The 22641-nt window shown below is 69.8% G+C and carries 21 protein-coding genes and 2 tRNA genes; 12 read left to right on the top strand and 11 right to left on the bottom strand.

Features of this window, described 5'->3' with window-relative positions; genetic code table 11:
* The 3 genes from glgB to glgX form a co-directional block, all read right to left on the bottom strand.
* Positions 1-2193, bottom strand: coding sequence for a 1,4-alpha-glucan branching protein GlgB (gene glgB, locus M4I32_RS01910; RefSeq protein WP_319032789.1), 2193 nt, complete (start codon positions 2191-2193; stop codon positions 1-3).
* On the bottom strand, positions 2190-4274 hold the full coding sequence (locus tag M4I32_RS01905; protein ID WP_319032788.1) for an alpha-1,4-glucan--maltose-1-phosphate maltosyltransferase: 2085 nt from the start codon (positions 4272-4274) through the stop codon (positions 2190-2192). Before M4I32_RS01905 ends, glgB begins: the two co-directional genes overlap by 4 nt.
* Before the next feature lie 73 nt (positions 4275-4347).
* Complete coding sequence (glgX, locus tag M4I32_RS01900) at positions 4348-6423, bottom strand: glycogen debranching protein GlgX (RefSeq protein ID WP_319032787.1); 2076 nt, start codon at positions 6421-6423, stop codon at positions 4348-4350.
* 72 nt (positions 6424-6495) lie between these two features.
* On the opposite strand from glgX, the gene M4I32_RS01895 reads away from it, so the two are divergent.
* The 3 genes from M4I32_RS01895 to ligA all read left to right on the top strand — a co-directional run bounded on the left by M4I32_RS01895 (position 6496) and on the right by ligA (position 11220).
* On the top strand, positions 6496-7698 hold the full coding sequence (locus M4I32_RS01895; protein ID WP_319032786.1) for a cysteine desulfurase family protein: 1203 nt from the start codon (positions 6496-6498) through the stop codon (positions 7696-7698).
* Between the two features lie 71 nt (positions 7699-7769).
* Entirely contained in the window at positions 7770-8891 is a 1122-nt protein-coding gene (gene mnmA, locus M4I32_RS01890; protein ID WP_319032785.1) for a tRNA 2-thiouridine(34) synthase MnmA, read from the top strand.
* Between the two features lie 52 nt (positions 8892-8943).
* Positions 8944-11220 carry an NAD-dependent DNA ligase LigA gene (ligA, locus tag M4I32_RS01885; protein WP_319032784.1) on the top strand — a complete coding sequence of 759 codons (2277 nt, stop codon included), beginning with the start codon at positions 8944-8946 and terminating at the stop codon, positions 11218-11220.
* Here ligA and M4I32_RS01880 read toward each other — a convergent pair.
* The gene (locus M4I32_RS01880; RefSeq protein WP_319032783.1) at positions 11204-12904 is read right to left on the bottom strand and encodes a long-chain-fatty-acid--CoA ligase; all 1701 of its coding nucleotides are present in this window, start codon (positions 12902-12904) and stop codon (positions 11204-11206) included. The genes ligA and M4I32_RS01880 overlap by 17 nt on opposite strands.
* 67 nt (positions 12905-12971) lie before the next feature.
* Between M4I32_RS01880 and gatC the strand changes: the two genes are divergently transcribed.
* The 6 genes from gatC to M4I32_RS01850 are packed head-to-tail and all read left to right on the top strand — an operon-like array spanning position 12972 to position 18551.
* The gene (gene gatC / locus M4I32_RS01875) at positions 12972-13271 is read left to right on the top strand and encodes an Asp-tRNA(Asn)/Glu-tRNA(Gln) amidotransferase subunit GatC (RefSeq protein WP_319032782.1); all 300 of its coding nucleotides are present in this window, start codon (positions 12972-12974) and stop codon (positions 13269-13271) included.
* A 14-nt stretch (positions 13272-13285) separates the two neighbouring features.
* Positions 13286-14788, top strand: coding sequence for an Asp-tRNA(Asn)/Glu-tRNA(Gln) amidotransferase subunit GatA (gene gatA, locus M4I32_RS01870; RefSeq protein WP_413466770.1), 1503 nt, complete (start codon positions 13286-13288; stop codon positions 14786-14788).
* The gene (gene gatB / locus M4I32_RS01865; RefSeq protein WP_319032780.1) at positions 14788-16287 is read left to right on the top strand and encodes an Asp-tRNA(Asn)/Glu-tRNA(Gln) amidotransferase subunit GatB; all 1500 of its coding nucleotides are present in this window, start codon (positions 14788-14790) and stop codon (positions 16285-16287) included. The genes gatA and gatB overlap by 1 nt, the downstream gene beginning before the upstream one ends.
* 47 nt (positions 16288-16334) lie before the next feature.
* Positions 16335-17597: a DNA polymerase IV gene (gene dinB / locus M4I32_RS01860; RefSeq protein WP_319032779.1), complete on the top strand. Its 1263-nt coding sequence runs from the start codon at positions 16335-16337 to the stop codon at positions 17595-17597.
* Positions 17598-17656: 59 nt separating this feature from the next.
* Positions 17657-17977 carry a hypothetical protein gene (locus M4I32_RS01855; RefSeq protein WP_319032778.1) on the top strand — a complete coding sequence of 107 codons (321 nt, stop codon included), beginning with the start codon at positions 17657-17659 and terminating at the stop codon, positions 17975-17977.
* Entirely contained in the window at positions 17952-18551 is a 600-nt protein-coding gene (locus M4I32_RS01850) for a hypothetical protein (protein WP_319032777.1), read from the top strand. The genes M4I32_RS01855 and M4I32_RS01850 overlap by 26 nt, the downstream gene beginning before the upstream one ends.
* A 13-nt stretch (positions 18552-18564) precedes the next feature.
* Here M4I32_RS01850 and M4I32_RS01845 read toward each other — a convergent pair whose 3' ends face one another.
* The 6 genes from M4I32_RS01845 to M4I32_RS01820 all read right to left on the bottom strand — a co-directional run bounded on the left by M4I32_RS01845 (position 18565) and on the right by M4I32_RS01820 (position 20570).
* A complete protein-coding gene (locus M4I32_RS01845; protein ID WP_319032776.1) occupies positions 18565-19056 on the bottom strand; it encodes a DUF2017 family protein in 492 nt (163 codons plus the stop codon).
* Positions 19053-19352 carry an ATP-dependent Clp protease adapter ClpS gene (gene clpS, locus M4I32_RS01840; RefSeq protein WP_319032775.1) on the bottom strand — a complete coding sequence of 100 codons (300 nt, stop codon included), beginning with the start codon at positions 19350-19352 and terminating at the stop codon, positions 19053-19055. The genes M4I32_RS01845 and clpS overlap by 4 nt, the downstream gene beginning before the upstream one ends.
* Complete coding sequence (locus M4I32_RS01835) at positions 19349-19699, bottom strand: metallopeptidase family protein (protein WP_319032774.1); 351 nt, start codon at positions 19697-19699, stop codon at positions 19349-19351. Before M4I32_RS01835 ends, clpS begins: the two co-directional genes overlap by 4 nt.
* Positions 19700-19775, bottom strand: a tRNA-His gene (locus tag M4I32_RS01830).
* Positions 19776-19810: 35 nt separating this feature from the next.
* Complete coding sequence (gene orn / locus M4I32_RS01825) at positions 19811-20434, bottom strand: oligoribonuclease (protein WP_319032773.1); 624 nt, start codon at positions 20432-20434, stop codon at positions 19811-19813.
* Positions 20435-20497: 63 nt separating this feature from the next.
* Positions 20498-20570, bottom strand: a tRNA-Arg gene (locus M4I32_RS01820).
* A 92-nt stretch (positions 20571-20662) separates the two neighbouring features.
* Between M4I32_RS01820 and M4I32_RS01815 the strand changes: the two genes are divergently transcribed.
* Positions 20663-20875: a methyltransferase gene (locus M4I32_RS01815; RefSeq protein WP_319032772.1), complete on the top strand. Its 213-nt coding sequence runs from the start codon at positions 20663-20665 to the stop codon at positions 20873-20875.
* Between the two features lie 72 nt (positions 20876-20947).
* Here M4I32_RS01815 and M4I32_RS01810 read toward each other — a convergent pair whose 3' ends face one another.
* Entirely contained in the window at positions 20948-21235 is a 288-nt protein-coding gene (locus tag M4I32_RS01810) for a hypothetical protein (RefSeq protein WP_319032771.1), read from the bottom strand.
* 159 nt (positions 21236-21394) lie between these two features.
* Here M4I32_RS01810 and msrA point away from each other — a divergent pair, with 159 nt between their 5' ends.
* Both msrA and ssb read left to right on the top strand, forming a co-directional pair.
* Positions 21395-21919, top strand: a complete 525-nt coding sequence (msrA, locus tag M4I32_RS01805; RefSeq protein WP_319032770.1) for a peptide-methionine (S)-S-oxide reductase MsrA — start codon at positions 21395-21397, stop codon at positions 21917-21919.
* 160 nt (positions 21920-22079) lie between these two features.
* Entirely contained in the window at positions 22080-22589 is a 510-nt protein-coding gene (gene ssb / locus M4I32_RS01800; protein ID WP_319032769.1) for a single-stranded DNA-binding protein, read from the top strand.
* The last annotated feature ends 52 nt before the right edge of the window (positions 22590-22641 follow it).

The raw sequence follows: 22641 nt of genomic DNA, 5'->3' as shown, positions 1-22641 counted from the left end.
TCAGCTGCGTGTCGCGGAGGGCACGTGCGGGTCGCGCTCGTGCGCGAGCCACAGCACTCCGAGCGGGGGCAGCGCGAGCTGCGCCCGAGCCGGTGCACCGTCTCTCGGCACGGCGGTGACGCTGCCCATATTGCCGACGCCGGACCCGCCGAACTCGGTGGCGTCCGAGTTGAGGATCTCACGCCACGTGCCGTACTCGGGCATGTCCAGTTCGAAGCCATGGACGGGAACGCCCGAGAAGTTGCAGACGACGGCGACCGTCTGGCCGTGCCAATCCCGGCGCACGAAGGCCACGACGTTGGGATTGTGGTGCGGGCTCGAGAGACGCGCGAACGCCGCGTGATCGTGGTCCCGAGCCCAGAGCGCGGAGTGCGTGGCGTAGACGCGGTTCAGGGCGCCGACGAACGACTGCAGCTGCGCGTGGCTCGGCTGGTCCAGCATCCACCAGTCCAGTTCCCGGGCCTCGGACCATTCCGAGATCTGGCCGAACTCCTGCCCCATGAACAGCAGTTGCTTGCCGGGATGTCCCCATTGGAATGCCAGCAGGGCACGGGTGTTCGCGAGCTTCTGCCAGTGGTCTCCCGGCATCCGTGACATCAGGGTGCCCTTGCCGTGCACGACCTCGTCGTGGCTGATCGGCAGCACGAAGTTCTCGCTGAACGCGTACACGAACGTGAACGTGATCTCGCCCTCGTGGTGCGCCCGGTACATCGGGTCGCGTTTCATGTACTCGAGCGTGTCGTTCATCCACCCCATGTTCCACTTGAAGCCGAAACCGAGTCCGGCGTGCGCCGTGGGCGCGGTGACCCCGGGAAAGCTCGTCGACTCCTCGGCGATCATCGCGATGCCGGGGTACCGCTTGTACGCGGTCGCGTTCACCTCCTGAAGGAACGAGATCGCCTCGAGGTTCTCCCGTCCGCCGTGGATGTTCGGCGTCCAGTCCCCGGCCTCGCGGGAGTAGTCCAGGTAGAGCATCGACGCGACGGCATCGACCCGCAGCCCGTCGATGTGGAACTCCTCGAGCCAGTAGAGCGCGTTCGCGACGAGGAAGTTGCGCACCTCGCGGCGGCCGTAGTCGAAGATGTACGTGCCCCAGTCGCGGTGCTCGCCGCGTCGCGGGTCACCGTGCTCATAGAGCGGCTGGCCGTCGAAGCGCGCGAGGGCGAACGCGTCCTTGGGAAAGTGACCCGGCACCCAGTCCATGATCACGCCGATTCCCGCCTGATGCAGGCGGTCGATCAGGTGACGCAGGTCGTCCGGGTCGCCGAAGCGGCTGGTCGGGGCGAAGTATCCCGTCACCTGGTACCCCCAGGAGCCGCCGAAGGGGTGCTCGGCGAGGGGCATGAACTGCACATGGGTGAAACCGAGCCCGCTCACGTGCTCGATCAGCTGGTCGGCTGCCTCGCGGTAACTCAGGCCCGATCGCCATGACCCGAGGTGCACCTCGTAGATCGACATCGGCGTGTCGGTCGGGACCGTGCGGGCCCGCCGCGCCATCCACGCGTCGTCCTGCCAGGTGTGCCGCGCCTTCGTGACGACGGACGCGGTCGCCGGCGGCACCTCGGCCCACCGCGCCATCGGGTCGGCCTTCATGATCCACGTCCCCCCGCGGGTCAGGATCTCGTACTTGTACGAAGAGCCCTCGCCGACGTCGGGGATGAACACCTCCCAGACCCCGGACGACCCGAGCGACCGCATTGGGTGCCCCTGACCGTCCCAGCCGTTGAAGTCGCCCACGACGCGCACGGCCTGGGCATTGGGCGCCCACACCGAGAACGCGGTGCCCGAGACGCCCTGGTGCGTGCGGACGTGAGAGCCGAGGACACGCCAGAGCTCCTCGTGGCGACCTTCGCCGATCAGGTGCAGGTCGATCTCGCCGAGAGTGGGGGAGAAGCGATAGGGGTCGTCTGCGCTCCACGGTGGGGCGTCCTCGTACTCCGCCTCTATGCGGTAGGCGCGTGGCGCACCCGGATGCGTGCCGCGCCAGATGCCGTGCCGCTCGTGCTCCAGGGCGACGCTCGCGCCGTCGTCGAAGACGATGGCCACGGAGGCGGCGAGAGGCCGCCGCACCCGCACGATCGTCTTCGTGGTGCCGTCGGCATCCGTGATCGGATGCGCGCCGAGCACACTGTGGGGCGAGTAGTGCGACCCCGTGGCCACGCGGTCGAGGTCGTCGATCGTCACCGTCGTCATCGGGCGCTCCTCACGTGCAGAATGTGAACGGGTTCCCAGAACGCGTCCAGGCGGACGAAATTGTGGTCGGTCCAGGTCCAGACCTCGCCGGTGACGAGGTCTTCGACCTCGTAGGGCTCGCCGGGGGTCACACCCCAGATGCGGGTGTCGAGGTGCACCGTGGTCTGGCGGGCCGAGTGCGGGTCGACGTTGGCGATCACGATGATCGTGTCGGCGGCCCCGGTCGGGGAGTGGGCCGCGGCGAGGTGCTTGGAATACACGAGGATCGCATCGTCGTCGCTCCAGTGCACCGACAGATTGCGCAGCTGGCCGAGCGCGGGGTGCTTGGCGCGCACGCGGTTGAGCATCCGCAGATACGGCGCGAGCGAGTCGCCGCGTGCCTCGGCGCCGTCGAAGTCCCGGAACTTGTACTCGTACTTCTCGTTGTCGATGTTCTCTTCAGAGCCGGGGCGTGCGACGTTCTCATACAGCTCGTACCCCGCATAGACGCCATAGGTGGGCGCCGCGGTGGCGGCGAGGGCGGCGCGGACCTTGTATGCCGCGCGACCGCCGTACTGCAGGTACTCCGTGAGGATGTCGGGCGTGTTGACGAACAGGTTCGGACGCAGGAAGTCCGCGGTCGTCGACGAGAGCTCGGTGAAGAACTGCTCCAGGTGATGCTTGGTGTTGCGCCACGTGAAGTACGTGTAGCTCTGCTGGAACCCGGCCTTGGCGAGTCCCTGCATGATGGCGGGGCGGGCGAAGGCCTCGGCGAGGAAGACGACGTCCGGGTCGGAGGAGTTGACCGTCGCGATCAGCCATTCCCAGAACTGCAGGGGCTTGGTGTGGGGGTTGTCCACGCGGAAGATGCGCACACCCTGCGCGATCCAGTGCCGCACGATGCGCAGCACTTCGGCGCGGATGCCGTCGGGATCATTGTCGAAGTTGATCGGGTAGATGTCCTGATACTTCTTCGGCGGGTTCTCGGCGTACGCGATCGTGCCGTCCGGCAACGTCGTGAACCATTCCGGGTGTGTCGTGACCCAGGGATGGTCGGGGGAGGCCTGGAGCGCGAGGTCGAGGGCGATCTCGATCCCCTCGGCGCGAGCGGCATCCACGAAAGCGCGGAAGTCGGCGGGCGTGCCCAGGTCGGGATGGATCGCATCGTGGCCGCCGTCGGCAGATCCGATGGCCCAGGGGGAGCCGGGGTCGGAGGGCTGCGCGTCGAGGGTGTTGTTGCGTCCCTTGCGGTGCGTGTGACCGATCGGGTGGATCGGCGGCAGATAGACGACGTCGAATCCCAGAGCCGCCACGTCGGGAAGTCGTGCGGCGGCCGTGGTGAACGTCCCGCTGCGCACGGAGCCGTCCGGGAGAAGCTCGGCGCCCTCGGAGCGCGGGAAGAACTCGTACCAGGCGCCGACGCCCGCGCGGTGACGCTCCACCTCGAGGGCGTGCCGACCGCCGGGCGAGACGAGATCCATCAGCGGCCGGATCCGCAGGAGCGCGGCGATGTCGTCGTCCTCGACGACGTCGAGCGCCGCCTCCTCGTCGGTGTCGTCGCTGCGCAGCGTGCGCGCGGCGGCGGCGAGGGTGGCGCGCTCGGCCTCCGGGCGGGAGCGCTCCGCGTCCGCCCGATCGAACAGGCGCGCGCCGATCTCCCGCATGAGCGCGGCGTCGACCCCCGCTGCGATCTTCAGCCGTGCGGCGTGCCGCCAGCTGGCGTACGGGTCGGCGAAGGCCTCGAAACGAAACGTCCACCTGCCCTGCCGAAGCAGTGCGACCTCGACGCCCCAGTGATCGAGCCCGTCCTCCACAGCGGTGAGGCGATGCAGCGACTCCTCGCCGTCGGGGCTCGTGAGCCGCAGGTGCACGCCGATCAGATCGTGGCCCTCGCGGTAGGCGACGACGCTGAACGGGACGACCTCGCCGACGAAGGCCTTGGGGTCGTACGCGCCCCCCGGTACGCGGGGGCGCTCATCGTCGAGCGGAATGCGCCCCGTGACGGTGTCGAGCCCCGATCTCCAGCGCCGGACAGGGCGGACGGGGATCGAGGCGGCGCTGCGCGCCGCGGTCAGTTCCAGGTTCTCCGACGTGGTGCCCACACCCTGAACCTACCCCGCCTGCCGCAGGAGCGAAACGAGTGGCCGGAGTACCCTCGACTGTGCTATTCGTGTGCTATTCGGCTCGGAACAGCCTCATGGCGGTTCCCGGCAGCGCGATCACCTCACCGGGCGTGTGAAGGGTTCCCTCCGGGCCGGGACGGTCGTCGACCGACGACCAGAGCGATACATAGCGGCTGACGCCGCCGACGTCGGGCAGAGTCACGTCGATCGGATGCTCGGTGCCGTGGATCATCAGCAGGATGCGGTTGAACGGCTCGTTCTCGGGGGTCGACGAGGCCACGTACTGCAGCGTGCGGTGGGCCGGGTCGGTCCACCGCTGTTCCGACATCGTCTGACCGTGCTCGTCGTACCACTCCATGACTGAAGCCGACGGCGTGCGCGCCCCGAGCCGCGCGAACCGGATCGGCCGGAGCGCCGGATTCTCCCGGCGCAGCGCGATGAGCCGCTGCACGTGCGCGAGAAGGTCGCGCTGCCAGGGATCGTGGTCCCACCGCAGCCACGTGAGGGGCGAATCGTGGCAGTACGCGTTGTTGTTGCCGCGCTGGGAGCGGCCGAACTCGTCGCCGGCGGTGAGCATCGGCACGCCCGCCGACATCAGGAGCGTGCCGAGCAGGTTGCGCATGGCTTTGCGCCGCGTCGCGAGGACCGCAGGATCGTCCGTCGGTCCTTCTGCACCATGGTTGTAGGAGCGGTTGGTGTCGGCCCCGTCGCGGTTGCCCTCGCCGTTGGCCAGGTTGTGTTTGACGTCGTACGAGACCAGGTCGTTCAGCGTGAAGCCGTCATGAGACGTGACGAAGTTCACGCTGGCCAGCGGGCCGCGTTCCGGACTGAAGGTGTTCGACGACCCCGCGAGCCGGGTCGCGAAGCCGCCCACGCCCACCGGCGATACCGACGCGCGACGGGCATAATCGATGTCGCTGAGCCAGAAGTTGCGCACCCGGTCGCGATAGCGGTCGTTCCACTCGCTCCAGCCCGGTCCGAATGCTCCCGTCTGCCATCCCCCCATCCCCACGTCCCACGGCTCGGCGATCTTCTTCACGCCCGCCAGCTGCGGGTCGTCGATGATGGCCTGCAGCAGGGGGTGCTCCGGGGTGAACGCATGCGCGTCGTCTCGGCCGAGCGTGACCGCGAGATCGAAGCGGAAGCCGTCGATCTGCACGTCGTTCGCCCAATAGCGCAGCGAATCGAGGACGAGGCGGGCCGCGGCATCCGTGGTCGTGTTGACCGCGTTGCCGCAGCCCGTCTCGTCGACGTAAGTGCCGTCGTCGAGCTGGCGGTAGTACGAGCGGTTGTCGAGTCCCCGGAAGCTGGAGCGCGGACCCCCCAGACCCTCCTCGGCGGTGTGGTTGAACACGACGTCGAGGATCACCTCGAGACCGGCCTCATGCATCGACCTGACCATCTGCTTGACCTCGCGCAGCACCGCTTCTGGTCCCTCGCGCCGGCTCGCCTCGGTGGCGTAGGGCGCGTGCGGTGTGAAGAAGTTCAGGGTGTTGTAGCCCCAGTAGTTCGACAGCCCCAGCTGATGCAGGCGCGGTTCGCTGGCGAACGCGTGCACGGGCAGCAGCTCGACCGCCGTCACGCCGAGCGTGTGCAGGTGATCGATCATGGCAGGATGCGCGAGCCCCGCGTACGTGCCGTGCAGAGCGGGGGGAATGAGCGGATGCCGTTTGGTGAGCCCCTTGACATGCCCTTCGTAGACGACGGTGCGGTCGAGGGGGGTCGCCGGTTTCGTGACCCCGCCCCAGTCGAAGCCGTCGGCGACCACCACGCAGCGGTGATCGCCGACGCCGGCCTCGACGAGGCCTCGGGCGTAGGGATCGTGCAGCAGCGTGCGGGGATTGAACGTGTGGCCCGGGCCCGCAGGGCCGCTGACCCGCAGCGCGTAGCGGGTGCCCGCGGCCAGCTCGGGCCTGGTGACCTGCCAGACGCCCCCGCCGACGGGTGAGAGCGGAGCTTCCGCGATGATCCAGTCCAGATCGATGTCGTCGAAGATGACGAGCTCCACCGCGTCGGCGTGCGCGGACCATACGCGCAGCGTGCCGCCACCGGGTCCGAGGGTCACGCCGAGCGCGTCGAGATTCGGGGGCGCCTGGTCGGCGCCGCCCGTCGGGTTCGGGCTGCTCATGCGGACTACCCTAATGACGCGGCCGGGGCCCGACTTCATCCCGGCGCGGAGCCGAGCGCGGGAGGAGGGGACGTGGGCGTCTATCTGGATCACGCGGCGACGACTCCGCTGCGCCCCGAGGCTCGGGACGCCTGGCTCGAGGCGACCCGCGTCGCGGGCAACGCCTCGTCGATCCACGGCGCGGGGCAGGACGCGCGGCGGCTGCTCGAGGATGCCCGTGAGCAGGTCGCTGCCGCGGTGGGATGCGAGCCGATCGAGGTGGTGTTCACCTCGGGCGGAACGGAATCCGTGAACCTGGCGGTGCGCGGCCTGTGGCGCGCGAGACGGGCGGCGACCGAGGCGAGCGGCATCGTTCTTCCCGACGCCGAACACCACGCCACGCTCGACGCCGTGCGCTGGCTGGAGGCGGCCGAGCAGGCCCCCGTCTTCGCCGTGCCGGTGGATGAGGCGGCGCGGGTGTCGTCGACGGCGTTCTCGCGCGCCGTCGCACAGCCCGGGGTGGCCCTCGCGACCGTCCTCGCCGCCAACAACGAGGTCGGGTCTCTGCAGCCGCTGCCAGAGCTCGCGATGGCGAGCAGTGACGCGCAGGTGCCCCTCCATGTCGACGCGGTGGGGGCGTTCGGACACACGCCGCTGTCGTTCTCCGAGTTGCGGGGCACCGCATCCGGCGCGACCGGCCTCACAGCGATGAGCGTCTCGGCGCACAAGGTAGGTGGACCCGTCGGCGTCGGGGCGCTGGTCGTGTCACGGCACGCGACCCTGGAGCCCCTTCTGCACGGTGGCGGTCAGCAGCGCGGAATCCGGCCCGGCACGCAGGACGTCGCCGGCGCCGCGGCCTTCGCCATCGCCGCGCGACTCGCCGTGGCGGAGCTGGCCGAGGAATCGGACCGGCTGGCCGGGCTGCGCGAGCGCCTGGAGGCCGGAGTGCGCGCGGCGATGCCCGAGGCGATCGTCTCGGGGCACGGGGTGGAGCGTCTCCCGGGACATCTGCACGTCATCCTGCCCGGCGCACAGGGGGACTCCCTGCTGCTGCTGCTCGACATGGCGGGCATCGCCGTGTCGACGGGATCCGCCTGTCAGGCGGGCGTGCCCGAGCCCTCGCACGTGCTGCTCGCGATGGGGGCCGACGAACAGCTGGCGCGCGGCGCGCTGCGCTTCACGCTCGGCCGGACGACGACCGAGGCCGACATCGACGCCGTGCTGCACGCGCTTCCTGCGGCCTATGAGCGCGCGCGCCGTGCCGGCCTGTCCTCACGCCGCGTCACGCACGGGTGAGCATTCTCCGGCGGACACTGCCGGCGGCGCGCTCCAGGCTCGGTCCCGGTCGAGGCTCGTAGACTAGCGGGATGCGTGTTCTGGCGGCGATGAGCGGCGGTGTCGACTCCGCGGTTGCGGCGGCGCGCGCCGTCGATGCGGGCCACGAGGTGACGGGCGTGCACCTTGCGCTCTCGCGCGCCGGCGGCACGCTGCGTGCGGGAAGCCGCGGATGCTGCACCGTCGAGGACGCGATGGACGCCCGGCGCGCGGCCGACCGCCTCGGCATCCCGTTCTACGTCTGGGACTTCTCGGAGCGGTTCCGTGACGACGTGATCGAGGACTTCGTCGCCGAGTACGCTGCGGGGCGCACCCCGAACCCGTGCATGCGCTGCAACGAGCGGATCAAGTTCGCCGCCGTGCTCGAGAAGGCCCTCGATCTCGGATTCGATGCCGTGTGCACGGGGCATTACGCGATCCTCCGGGCGGGGCAGGACGGGCGGCTCGAGCTGCACCGCGCGAGTGATGCGGCCAAGGATCAGTCGTACGTGCTCGGCATGCTCACGGCCGATCAGCTCGTGCACACGATGTTCCCCCTGGGACAGACGCCGTCGAAGGCACTCGTGCGCGCCGAGGCCCAGGAGCGCGGGCTCACGGTGGCGAGCAAGCCCGACAGCCATGACATCTGCTTCATCCCCGATGGTGACACCCGCGGGTGGCTCGCCGAGCGCGTGGGCGCCGAGCCGGGCGAGATCGTGGACCGCGACGGCGAGGTCGTCGGTGCGCACGAAGGGGCGCACGCCTTCACGGTGGGACAGCGCAAGGGACTTCGGCTGGGGATGCCCGCCTCCGACGGCAAGCCGCGGTTCGTCCTCGAGGTCCGGCCGGTGACCAACACCGTCGTCGTCGGGCCGAAGGACGCCCTCGCGATCGCGCAGATCTCGGGTGCGCGGGTCAGCTGGACGAGCCTGGACGCCGTGCCGGCCGGGAGCGAGCTCGACTGTCAGGTCCAGATCCGGGCGCACGCGGACCCCGTCGAGGCGACGGCATGGTGGGACCCGGCGGGGGACGGTCAGCCGCGGCTGACCGTGCGACCCCGCACGCCCCTCGACGGCGTCGCCCCTGGACAGACCGCCGTCCTCTACGACGGAACGCGCGTGCTCGGGCAGTTCACCATCGACGACACGGTCTCGGCGGTCGCCGCCGCGGTGTGAGCGACGGCATCGCGTCCGGCCCCATGTCGCTGCCCGCTCATAGACTGGCGCGGTGAGCACGCCGTCCCCGGAATCAGAGCTTCCCGACGACCTGACCCTCGATCGCGCGCGTGACGAGGCCCGTGACCTCACCGAGCGCATCGTCGAGGCCCGGGACGCGTACTACGGCCGCGACGCCAGCGTGGTCGACGATCAGACGTACGACGGGTGGATGCAGCGGCTCGAGGCGATCGAGCGGGCCTATCCCCAGCTGCAGGGCCAGGATTCCCCGACCCGCTCGGTCGGTGCCGCCGAGGCGACCCTCTTCGACCCGGTGCAGCACGCCGAGCGGATGCTGAGCCTCGACAACGTGTTCAGCGACGAGGAGTTCCTGGCGTGGGCCGCGAGGGTCGAGCGCGACGCCGCACGGCACGTGGCCTTCCTCTGCGAGCTGAAGATCGACGGGCTCGCGCTGGCCCTGCGCTATGAACGGGGCGTGCTCGTCTCGGCGGCGACCCGCGGCGACGGCCGGGTCGGCGAGGACGTCACGCAGAACGTCCGGCAGATCGCCGGCATCCCGGAGCGCCTGCGGGGCACGGGACACCCCGAGCTCGTCGAGGTGCGTGGCGAGGTGTTCTTCACCGTCCGCGATTTCCACGATCTGAACGCCTACCAGGAGCGCATGGGAGAGCGGCTCTTCGCGAATCCCCGCAACGCGGCATCCGGATCGCTGCGGCAGAAGACAGAGGGCAAGAACGCCCGGCAGCTCGCGGCGATGGGCGAGCGCTTCTCGCGCCTGCGCCTGACGGTGCACGGCATCGGGGCCTGGCCCGACCCGCCGGTGCGCACGCAGAGCGGCGTCTACGCGCTCCTGGAGGAGTGGGGTCTGCCCATCAGCTCGCACTTCACCGTCGCCGACACGGCGGCGGCCGCCGACGATTACATCCGTCATTTCGGTGAGCACCGCCACTCGGTCGAGCATGAGATCGACGGGGTCGTGGTCAAGGTCGACGAACTCGCCCTGCACGAGGAGCTGGGCGCGACGAGCCGCGCACCGCGGTGGGCGATCGCGTACAAGTACCCTCCTGAGCAGGTGAACACGAAGCTGCTCGACATCGTTGTCTCGGTGGGCCGCACCGGCCGCGCGACGCCGTTCGCCATCATGCAGCCGGCGCGTGTGGCGGGCTCCGTGGTGCGCCAGGCGACGCTGCACAACCAGGACGTCGTGAGGGCGAAGGGCGTGCTGATCGGGGACACCGTCGTTCTCCGCAAGGCGGGCGACGTCATCCCCGAGGTGCTCGGGCCGGTCGTCGAGCTGCGAGACGGTTCGGAGCGCGCCTTCGTGATGCCGCAGACGTGCCCCGAATGCGGCTGGGTGCTCGCGCCCGCCAAGGAGGGCGACATCGACCTGCGCTGTCCCAACACCCGTGGATGTCCCGCACAGGTGCGGGGACGGGTCGAGCACATCGGATCGCGCGGCGCCCTCGACATCGAAGCGCTCGGAGAGGTGACGGCGGCGGCTCTCACTCAGCCGTCGTCGCCGAGCGTTGCTCCTCTCGAGACTGAGGCCGGGCTGTTCGACCTCACGCTCGAACAGCTCGTGCCGATCGAGGTGATCGTGCGGGATGCCGAGACGGGCGAACCGCGCATCGACGATAAGACGGGGGAGCGGGTTCTCCGCGCGCCCTTCCGGCGCAACCCGTCCCCGGCCGAGAGAAAACAGGGACAGACCGGCCCCCAGCCCTCCGCTCAGGCGATCACGCTGCTCGAGGAACTGCAGAAGGCGAAGACGAAGGAGCTCTGGCGCTTTCTCGTGGCCCTGAACATCCGTCACGTGGGGCCGGTGGCTGCGCGTGCCCTTGCGCAGTGGTTCGGGTCGGTCGACGCGATCCGCGCCGCCACGCGCGAGCAGATCGCCGCGGTCGAGGGCGTGGGCCCCATCATCGCCGACGCGGTCGTCGAGTGGTTCGAGGTCGATTGGCACTGCGACATCGTCCAACGCTGGACAGCGGCGGGAGCGCGTCTGCACGTCCCGGATCATCCCGGCCCCGGCGCCGCCTCGGTGGGAGGCGTGCTCGAGGGCGTCACGGTCGTCGCCACGGGTTCCCTCGAGGGCTACACGCGCGAGGGTGCTCAGGAGGCGATCATGCGCGCGGGTGGAAAGGCGGCGTCCAGCGTGTCCAAGAAGACGGACTTCGTCGCGGCGGGCCCGGGTGCGGGCTCCAAGCTCGGCAAGGCCGAGCAGCTGGGCGTGCGCATCATCGACGCCGCGCAGTTCCACCTCCTGGTCACCGAGGGCCCCGCCGCCCTCGACGATCCGGCGGCTGACTCGTCTACCGGCCCGTCGTGAGCTGGACGAGAGAGTCACGCACCTGGCGTCGCAGCACCTTGCCGATCAGGGACGTGGGCAGCTCGTCGACGACGAAGATGCGTCGTGGCACCTTGTAGGGCGTGAGGATGTCGCGGGCGAATTCCCGGACGGATTCCTCATCGAGCGTCACCCCAGGTACGGGAACGATCGCGGCGACGACCTCCTCGCCGGAGTGCTCGCTCGGCAAGCCGACGACGGCGGCGTCCTCGACCTGCGGATGCTGACGCAGTGCGATCTCGACCTCGGTCGGCGCGACGTTGAAACCCCCGGTGATGATGAGTTCCTTCATCCGATCGACGATGCGCACGAAGCCCGCGTCGTCGATCGTCACGATGTCGCCGGTGCGGAACCATCCATCGACGAACACCTTGTCGGTCTCTTCGGGCTTGCCGTAGTAGCCGCGGAAGACCTGCGGTCCCCGCACGAGCAGCTCGCCCGCGCTCCCGGGCTCGACGTCGCGCGTGGGCTCGTCCGGGTCCACCACGCGACATTCGGTGCCGGGAAGCGGGAGGCCGACGGTTCCGGGAACCCGGTTCGGGGCCACGGGGTTCGCCATCAGGACGGGCGAGCACTCGCTCAGGCCATAACCCTCGACGAGGTACCCGCCCGACGCGTCCTCGAAGGGCACCACGAGGTCGTGGGGGAGTGCCATGGCACCCGAGATCGCGATCTCGGTCCCCGTGAGAGAGATGCCCCGCTCGAGTGTCGCCTTCAGGAGTCGATCGGCGATCGGCGGAACGAGGGGCAGGAAGGTCGCCGGGTGCTTCTTCGTCACGGCAAGCACCATGTCGGGATCGAACCGAGGGAAGAGCACGAGCCGCGCGCCCATCGACATCGCGAAGGTCAGGCAGAGCGTGAGCCCATAGGCGTGGAACATCGGAAGCACGGCGTAGACGACGCATCCCTCGCCGCGACGGATCGATGGCACCCATGCGCGCGCCTGCGCGGCGTTCGAGATCAGATTGCGATGCGTGAGCGCCGCGCCCTTCGGACTGCCGGTGGTACCGCTGGTGTACTGGATGATCGCGAGATCGTCGCCGTCGGGCCTGGGCACAGTGCCGGGCAGACGTTCGGATCGCAACAGCGTCTCCCACGGCACAGCACCGCGCACGCGCTCGGTGAGGGCCACGCGCGCCGCGCGGGCTTTCGCGATCGGCAGGCGGAGCGCCGTGCGGGTGTGCAGCGGCATCGCGCGCGTCACATCCACGGAAACGATCGTGCGAAGCGCCAGGTCGGCGGGAAAATCCTGCACCGTTCGTGCGACCTTGCTCCAGACGATCGCGTGCACGGCGCCGTGATCCTCGAACTGCTTGCGCAGCTCGCGCGCCGTGTAGAGCGGATTGTGCTCGACCACGATGGCGCCGAGGCTCAGCACGGCGTAGAAGGCGACGATGTGCTGGGGGCAGTTGGGGAGCACGATCGCGACCGGGTCGCCGGCCCGGACACCCTGCGCGCGAAGTCCCGCGGCCGCTCGCTCGATCTGCTCCTGCACATCTCGGTATGACGTCGTGCGGCCGAAGAACTGCAGTGCCGGCGCATCCGGGTAGTCCCGCGCGGATGCCTCGACGACGTCGACGAGCGAACCCGATACGGCGTCGAGATCGGCGGGAACACCCGCGGCATAGCTGCGGATCCAGGGCCTGGGCGGATCATACGTCGTCACGTCGTCAGCCTATTGCGCGGCTCGCGCGGGGTGGGGGCCGCGGTCGCGCGACGCCTAGACTCGAGGGGTGTCTGAAATCACCCCCGATCTCGTGCGCCATCTGGGCGTGCTCTCCAGGATTCAGCTTTCCGAAGACGAAGTCGACCGCCTCACCGGCCAGCTCGACCTGATCGTCGACAACATCGCGAAGGTCTCGCGGGTCGCCACACCGGACGTGCCGGCGACCAGTCACCCCGTGCCGCTCCAGAACGTCTTCCGAGACGACGAGGTGCGCGACACCCTCACGCGGGAGCAGGCGCTGCAGAACGCGCCCGATGCCGCCGACGGGCGCTTCCGGGTGACGGCGATCCTGGGGGAGGAGCAGTGAACGAACTGCTCCGGATGTCGGCCGCCGACCTCGCCGGCAAGATCGCCGCGGGCGAGGTCTCGAGCCTCGAGGCGACCAGGGCCCACCTCGAGCGCATCGCGGCCGTCGACACCGACGTCCACGCGTTCCTGCACGTGAGCGAGCACGCGGAACGGGCTGCGTCGGCCATCGATGAGCGGCGCTCCGCGGGGGAGCGCATGGGCCCGTTGGCCGGCGTCCCCCTCGCGATCAAGGACGTGCTGGTCACCACGGACATGCCCTCCACGAGTGGTTCCCGCATCCTCGAGGGCTACATGTCGCCGTTCGATGCGACCGTCGTCGCGCGCGCGCGCGCAGCGGGGATGGTGCCGCTCGGCAAGACCAACATGGACGAGTTCGCGATGGGCTCCTCGACGGAGCACTCGGCGTACGGCCCGACACGCAACCCGTGGGACCTCGACCGGGTCCCCGGAGGGTCGGGGGGCGGCTCCGCCGCCGCCGTCGCCGCGTACGAGGCGCCGATCGCCCTGGGCAGCGACACCGGCGGATCCATCCGGCAGCCGGCGCACCTCACCGGCACCGTCGGGGTGAAGCCGACCTACGGCGGTGTGAGCCGCTACGGCGCGATCGCGCTCGCATCGAGCCTCGACCAGGTCGGTCCGGTCGCCCGGACGGTCCTCGACGCGGGGCTGCTGCACGACGCGATCGGCGGACATGATCCGCGCGATTCGACGTCGCTGACCGACGCCTGGCCCTCGTTCGCCGAGGCGGCTCGACAGGGGGCCCGAGACGGGGCGTTGAAAGGGCTTCGCGTCGGCGTCATCCGCGAGCTGCCCGACACGGGGTTCCAGGCCGGGGTGGCCGGCTCTTTCCGCGCCGCTCTCGAGCTCATGCAGGCACAGGGCGCCGAGATCGTCGAGGTCAGCGCGCCCCACATCGAATACGCCGTGGCGGCCTACTACCTCATCCTCCCCGCCGAGGCCTCGAGCAACCTGGCCAAGTTCGATTCGGTGCGGTTCGGCATGCGGGTGACCCCGCACGCCGGCGCGACCGTCGAAGACGTGATGGCGGCCACGCGCGACGCCGGCTTCGGAGACGAGGTCAAGCGGCGCATCATCCTCGGTACCTACGCCCTCTCGGCGGGCTACTACGACGCCTACTACGGCAGTGCGCAGAAGGTGCGCACGCTCATCCAGCGGGATTTCGACGATGCCTTCGCGCAGGTCGACGTCATCGCGACACCGTCGGCGCCGACCACGGCGTTCCCGTTGGGGGAGAAGATCGACGATCCGCTGCAGATGTACCTGAACGACGTGACCACCATCCCCGCGAACCTCGCCGGCATTCCGGGCATCTCGATCCCGTCCGGACTCGCCGCCGACGACGGGCTGCCGGTCGGCATCCAGTTCCTCGCGCCCGTGCGTGAGGACGCTCGCCTGTATCGGGTCGGCGCGGCGCTGGAGGCACTGCTGGAGGACGGCTGGGGCGCCCCACTGCTGGCGAGGGCACCGCAGCTGAGCGAGAGGGAGAACAGCTGATGGCCGCGGATGCATTGATGGACTTCGACGAGGCGATCGAGCGCTACGAGCCGGTGCTGGGCTTCGAGGTGCACGTCGAGCTGAACACCCGGACCAAGATGTTCTCCTCCGCACCGAACTCGTTCGGCCGGGACGCCAACACCGACCTCGCCCCGGTCGATCTGGGACTGCCCGGTTCGCTGCCCGTCGTGAACGAGCAGGCGGTGGAGTACTCGATCAGCCTCGGTCTGGCGCTCGGCTGCCAGATCGCGGCGTCGAGCCGGTTCGCACGAAAGAACTACTTCTACCCCGACCTGGGCAAGAACTACCAGATCAGCCAGTACGACGAGCCGATCGCGTTCGAGGGCTCCGTGACGGTCGAGATCGGCGACGGCACCGAGGTCGTCGTGCCCATCGAGCGGGCCCACATGGAGGAGGACGCCGGAAAGCTCACCCACGTGGGGGGCGCGACGGGACGCATCCAGGGCGCCGAGTACTCGCTCGTCGACTACAACCGCGCCGGCGTTCCCCTCGTCGAGATCGTCACGAAGCCGATCTACGGCGCGGAGCATCGTGCGCCCGAGATCGCGAAGGCGTACGTGCAGACGATCCGCGACATCGTGCTCTCGCTCGGGGTGTCGGACGCCCGCATGGAGCGCGGCAACCTCCGCTGCGACGCCAACGTCTCGCTGCGACCGCGCGGCCAGCGCGAGCTCGGCACCCGCACCGAGACGAAGAACGTCAACTCGATGCGATCGGTGGAGCGCGCCGTGCGCTACGAGATCCGCCGGCAGGCGGCGATCCTCGCGTCGGGGGGCACCATCACGCAGGAGACGCGTCACTGGCACGAGGACACCGGCGCCACCTCTGCCGGGCGGCCCAAGTCCGATGCCGACGACTACCGCTACTTCCCGGAACCGGACCTTCTGCCGGTCGTGCCCTCCGCCGAGCTCATCGAGTCGCTCCGCGCCCGGCTCCCCGAGCCGCCGGCGGCACGCCGGCGCAGACTGCGCAGCGAGTGGGGCTTCACGGAACTCGAGTTCCAGGACGTGCGCAACGGCGGCCTGCTCGTCGAGGTCGAGCGCACCGTCGCCGCGGGCGCATCCGCGCAGGCGGCGCGCAAGTGGTGGACGGGCGAGATCACCCGTCTCGCCAACGCGCAGGAGCGGGAACCGGCGGACCTGGTCTCACCCGAGCACGTCGCCGCGCTGCAGCAGCTCGTGGATGCGGGCACGCTCAACGACAAGCTCGCGCGCCAGGTGCTCGAAGGTGTCATCGCCGGAGAGGGCACGCCGCAGCAGGTGGTGGACGCCCGAGGTCTGGCCGTCGTCTCGGACGACGGCGCGCTCATCGCGGCGATCGACGACGCGCTGGCGGCGCAGCCCGACGTTCTCGCCAAGATCCGGGACGGCAAGGTGCAGGCGGCAGGCGCGATCATCGGTGCGGTGATGAAGGCGATGAAGGGTCAGGCCGACGCCGCGCGCGTGCGCGAGCTCATCCTCGAGCGCGCCGCCCCGTAGTCTCGCGTGGTCCGCCCGAGCGCGGACAGCGGGGAGAGAATAGCGGCATGGGACGCGGTGACGGCACGGGGCGGATCGTGTCGGCGGAGGGCGCCGATGACACCGGGACCGGCATTCTGCACGTCGACATGGATGCGTTCTACGCGGCGGTCGAGGTGCTCCACGACCCGTCGCTGCGGGGCAAGCCGCTCATCATCGGCTCTCCCGACGGTCGCTCCGTCGTCTCGAGCGCGTCGTACGAGGCACGCCGCTACGGCGTGAGATCCGCGATGCCCGTGTCGCAGGCGGTGCGTCTGTGCCCGACGGCGCTCATCGTGCCGCCCCACTTCGACCGCTACGCTGCGGTCTCGGCCCGCGTCATGCGCATCTTCGAGGAGTTCACCCCACTCGTCGAACCGCTCTCTATCGACGAGGCCTTCCTCGACGTCCGCGGGGCTCGCCGCCTCTGGGGGTCGCCCGCGCAGATCGCCGCGGAGCTGCGTGCCCGCGTGGTGGCGCAGACGGGACTGACCTGCAGCGTCGGTGTCGCGGCGACCAAGCACGTCGCCAAGATCGCCTCGACCCTGTGCAAGCCGGACGGGATGCTGGTCGTGGCCGCGGCAGACACGGAGCGCTTTCTCTCGCCCCGGTCGGTGCGTGCAATGTGGGGTGTCGGGCCGAAGACCGCCGAGGCGCTCGACAGACGCGGCATCCGCACCATCGCCGACCTGCGTGAGACTCCGCCGGAGGTGCTCGAGCGCGCGCTCGGCCGGGCGGGCGCCGTCCGGCTGCAGCAGCTGTCGCAGGGGATCGATCCGCGACCCGTCACGACACGGAGGGTGGAGAAGAGCGTCGGCCACGAAGAGACCTTCGATCACGACATCACCGACCCGGCATTCCTCAACTCCGAGCTCCTGCGCCTGTCCGACCGCGTCGCACGGCGACTGCGCGAGGGCGGGTGGCAGGCCGCGACGGTGGCGATCAAGGTGCGTTTCGACGACTTCTCGACGGTGTCGCGCACCCGGACGCTGTCGGAGCCGACCGCCGTGGGCCAGCGGATCGGCGAGGCGGCACGCGACCTCTTCGCCGGCCTCGAACGGCGGGACCCCGTACGTCTGATCGGGGTGCGTGGAGAGAACCTGACCGCCGCCGATGGCGGGCTCTCGCTCTGGGACGACGATGAGGACCTGCGGCGACTGGAAGGGATGCTGGACCGCGCGAGCGAACGCTTCGGCGACGCCGCGGTCACCCGGGCGAGCGCCGTCGGGCAGAACCCGCGGCGGGGACCGGCTCGCGGGCGGCCACCGGGCTCCGACCCGGCGCGCGACTGATGCGCGAGCCGCATGCTCCAGACCTCGTCACCTGTGCGCGGGAGGGGTAGCGTGGGGTCATGCCCAACATCGCACTTGAACTCGGCAAGCAGGCTGCGCACTTCGGTGTCGACAGCGCCTACGGCGAACAGCAGGACGTCGACGGCATCCGCCTCATCCCCGTTGCCGCGACCTGGCACGGTTTCGGTGGCGGCTCCGACGAGAGCGGCAACGGCGGCGGGGGCGGAGGCGGGTACTCGATCCCGGTCGGCGCCTACATCCGCCATGGCGACGAACTGCGGTTCGAGCCGAACATCGTCGCGCTGCTGGCCGTGGCAGTTCCCTTCATCTGGGTCACGGGGCGCGCGCTCGGCCGTGTCATCCGCATCCTCAAGAAGTAGCCGGCCGGACCCGCTCGCTCAGGCGATCGCGGATGCCGCGCGGAGCGTACTCCTGGCCGCGAGCGCCCTCGGTACCGAGCAGGCTCCGGTCGTGCTGATCGATGGGCGAAGCGGTGCCGGCAAGTCGAGTCTCGCGAACGTGCTGGTGCGCACGTGGCCGGGAGCTGATGCGCCACAGCTCCTCGCCCTCGACTCGGTCTACCCGGGCTGGGAGGGTCTCCGCGAAGGCGTCGACCTCGTCCTCCGCGATGTGCTCGTGCCCCGTGCGCGGGGCGACGACGCGCAGTGGCGCCGGTACGACTGGGAGATCGGCGCCTACGCCGAGGCTCACACCGTCGAGGCCGACCGTCCGCTGATCGTCGAAGGCGTCGGCATCCTCACGAGTGAATCCGCCCGGCTGAGCGATATCCGGCTGTGGCTCGAGGCGCCCGACGACAGTCGACGCAATCGCGCACTGGACCGCGACGGCGATCTCTTCCGCCCGCATTGGGAGCGCTGGGCGCGCCAGGAAGAGCGGCACATCGCTCGGCACGATCCGCGCGCGCTGGCGACCATCGAGCAGCGGATGCCGTGATGTGCGTGGGGCGTCAGTCGCTCAGCGCGCGGACAAGGCCCTCGAGGCGGAAGCCCAGCCAGTCGAAGACGGCGAAGCGTTCGTCCTCGGGGTGCGCGTCGCGCTCGTCGTGGATGCCGAGCCGCTCCGCGATGACGAGCCGGATGGACGTGAGCGTGCGCATCCAGGCCCATCCAGTGTCACGGTCGAGGGAGATCGTGATCTCCTCGTCATCGCTCGTACCTCCGGACGGATTCTCGTCGCCGCTCCCGAAGGCAGGTGCCAGGTCGGCGAGAACGCGGAGCGCGTCATGCTGCCGGCGCTCCAGCAGGTCGCCCTGGGTCGCGCGGCGGAACTCAGCGGCGGCGTCGGTGTCGTCGGAATAGGCATCCGGCACCAGGCGCCGCACGGCCGGGTCGCTCGACTCGGCGGTCTCCTCGAGTAGCTCGGAGAACTGGGCCACCAGATCTGCGAGGTTGCGCGCCTCGATCCGCGTGAGCACGAGCACGATCGTCTCGGCGGTCATTCGGGTCTCTCCCTCACGGTGGCCCAGAGGCCGTAGTCGTGCATCGCCTGCGCGTGCATCTCCATCTGTTCCCGCGGGCCCTCGGCGACGACCGCGTGCCCGCGCTCGTGCACATCGAGCATCAGCCCCGTCGCCGTGTCACGTGAGAAGCCGAAGTAGGTGCGGAAGACATGCACGACGTAGCTCATCAGGTTGACGGGATCGTTCCAGACCACGGTCTGCCACGTGGACGGGCGCGTGGGGTCACGTGCGTGCAGCGTCTCCTCATCGAGGCTCGGATGCGCGATGGTCGTCATGCCCAGCCCAGTTCGTGCAGGCGGCGGTCGTCGATTCCGTAGTAGTGCGCGATCTCGTGCACGAGGGTCGTGTGGACCTCGGAGCGGAGCGCATCCTCATCGTCGCAGACGGACAGGTGCGGTTCGCGGTACAGGATGATGCGGTCAGGGAGTTCCCCGACGCCGTATGTGTCGCGCTCGGTCACGGCGACCCCGTCGTAGAGGCCGAGCAGGTCGAGACTTCCGTCCTCGGGTCGGTCCTCCACGACGAAGACCACGTTGTCGAGTCCCTCGACCATGTCGTCGGGCAGCAGGTCGAGTTCGGCGACCACGACGGCCTCGAACGTCTCGTCATCCATCTCGATCATTGGGGTGAGTAACGGGACTTGAACCCGCGACCCCCTGGACCACAACCAGGTGCTCTACCGACTGAGCTATACCCACCATGCGCCCGCACCGCGGGCAACCAGGAAAGTCTATTACACGCCGGGAGAGAACGACGACACCGCCGCCGCAGCAGCCGCGCGGGCGCCATCGCTGGTCGGGCCGGGCTGAGGCACGAAGACCGCCTGGCGGTAATACGCGAGTTCGCGGATGGACTCCCGGATGTCGGCGAGCGCGCGATGTCCGCCGTGCTTGGCGGGGGCATGGATGTACGAACGCGGGTACCAGCGGCGGGCCAGCTCCTTGATGCTCGACACGTCGACGTTCCGATAGTGCAGATACCGGTCCAGACGCGGCATGTACTTCGCCAGGAACATGCGGTCGGTTCCGATCGTGTTGCCGGCGAGCGGGGCCTTGCCCTCTTGAGGGGCGAACCGCTGCACGTACTCGAGCGCCAGGAACTCCGCCTCGGCAACGCTCACTCCGTCGGGGATCTCGTCGAGAAGACCGGACGAGCGGTGCATCTCGGTCACGAAGTCGTTCATGTTCTCGAGGGCCGACGCGTCGGGCTTGATCACGATCTGAAAGCCGGGATCGAGGATCTTCAGCTCGAAATCCGTGACGACGACGGCGATCTCGACGAGCTCGTCCACCGCCAGCTCCAGGCCCGTCATCTCGCAGTCGATCCAGACGAGGCGGTCGTTCTCGCTCCCTGCCATTCCGTCATCCTAGCGGCGCGGCGTCCTCTGCCCCGTACGCGCGGCGGCGGTGACCCGCCACGGTGCCCCCGGCAGGATTCGAACCTGCGACCGACGGATTAGAAGGCCGTTGCTCTATCCACTGAGCTACGGGGGCGTGATCCTGACAAGATTACCGTCCGATCCGCCGGGGGCCTGGTGTTCCCGAAACGTCCGGCGTACCGTCGTGCGTGTCGGAAGGAGATGACGATGACTGCCACATCGACGCATCACGCTCTCTGGGTCGCCTACGGCGCCACCGGAGTGGTCGGCACGATCCGCAAGGACGACGACGAGTACACCGTCACGATGGCGGATGCCGACGCGCCGGCGGGGACGTATCCGAGCATGGAGGTGGCGAAGAGCGCGCTGCACTCGCACATGCGACCCGGAAGCGACTGGCCGGAGTTCCGTCAGCACTGACCCGGGGGACTCCATCGCCGCCAGGCTCGACGGTCCTCACCCGGTGCCGCCGCGGTGGTCGCGGGCGGGCGTTCAGCCGGCCTGCAGCGCGACCACCGCGTCGCCGGGCTCCCAGAACTCGCCCACGTCGCCGAAAGTGCGGTGCAGCGGCTGGAACCGGCGCGCTCGCCACCGGCGCCCCCGTGGATCGTCGATCGCCTCGAGATGGCCGATGATGATGCCGGCACGGTCCCGCACGCGGAACAGCGCGGGCGCGGCGGGCTCAAGCGTCGCGTGCAGCCGGGCGGGGAGCGCAGGTGGCTCCTCTCGGATCGACAGAGTGGGGAGCGCTGCGGAGCGCTCCGGTGTGGACGTCGTCATGGTGGCCTCCTCGTATGCCCATCACGGTAGGACCCGCCTCCGACACCCGCCGTGGAGGTCAGGACCGCGACGCCGACGGAACACTCCGCACGTCGCGGGTGTTGGATGGAACGGATGCCTCGTGAGCAGCGCGGCGTCCACGATCCGAGAGGACTCTTGATGCAGACCTATGTGCTGGCCGGCGGTTGTTTCTGGTGCCTGGACGCGGCGTATCGCGCCCTGCGGGGCGTGCACGACGTGGTGTCGGGGTATACGGGTGGCAGCGACCCGGCCCCGACGTATGAGCGCGTGTGCACGGGGGCGACGGGACACGCGGAGGCGGTGGCGGTGAAGTTCGATCCCGGTGTGCTTCCGGCCGACGTCGTGCTCGACGCGTTCTTCACGATGCACGATCCCCGCCAGCTCAACCGGCAGGGAGCGGATGTCGGCACCCAGTACCGCAGCGCCATGTTCCCCGCGGACGATGCGCAGCGGGAGGCTTTCGAGGCGGCCCGTGAGCGCGCCGCCGAGTGGTGGGACGGCGAGATCGTCACGACGATCGAACCGCTCGGCGAGTTCTTCGAGGCGGAGGACTACCACCAGGACTTCTTCGCGAAGAACCCGACGCAGGGGTACTGCATGGCGGTCGCCGTGCCGAAGGTCAGCAAGGTGCGTGCCCGGTTCGCGGAGTACACGCGGTCGTGACCCCGACTCGGCGCATCCCTTCTCCCCATCGGCCCTGAGCGCGGCGTTCTCCCCGAGAGCGCGACGGCGCCCCCACCGCGCCTGCGGCGTGCGGCGATGCTGGTGCGACCGGCAGGGCCGGACACGGCGGAGCCGCCGCCGCAGGAAGGGGTGCACCAGGATGACCGATCACATCACGATCACCGGCAATGTGGCGAGCGACGTCGCCCACAAGATGACGCCGGCCGGCCTCGAGATCACGACGTTCCGGCTCGCCAGTGGCAGCCGCCGGTTCGACCGCGCGACGTCGTCGTGGATCGACGGGCCCACCAACTGGTACTCGGTGTCGGCCTATCGCTCGCTCGCCGTCAATGCGCACCGCTCTCTGGAAAAGGGCCAGCGCGTGATCGTCTCGGGCCGCCTGCGACTGCGGGCATGGGAGAACGGCGACAAGCGCGGCACCGCGGTCGAGATCGACGCGGACGCCCTCGGACACGATCTTCTGTGGGGGACGAGCCGTTTCGAGCGCTCGCATCGCCCGCCCGGTTCGGACGCGGACACCCCCGACGAGGCGGAGTGGCACGCATCTGTCCCCGGCGAGGGGAGCACAGGGGGCCCGGATGGGCAGATGCAGGAGGCGGGCGTCGTGACGAGTGAGGGGCCTGTCGCCGCCGCGTCCACTCCGTTCTGAACGCCGAGCGCGCGCCGTCTCGAACCGCGCGCGAATCACGGTCGAGCGGGGG

This window comes from Microbacterium sp. LRZ72 (genome assembly GCF_033792225.1).
GTDB lineage: Bacteria > Actinomycetota > Actinomycetes > Actinomycetales > Microbacteriaceae > Microbacterium.
The sequence above is the reverse complement of the archived record's forward strand: the minus strand, read 5'-3'. Positions and strand labels throughout refer to the sequence as shown.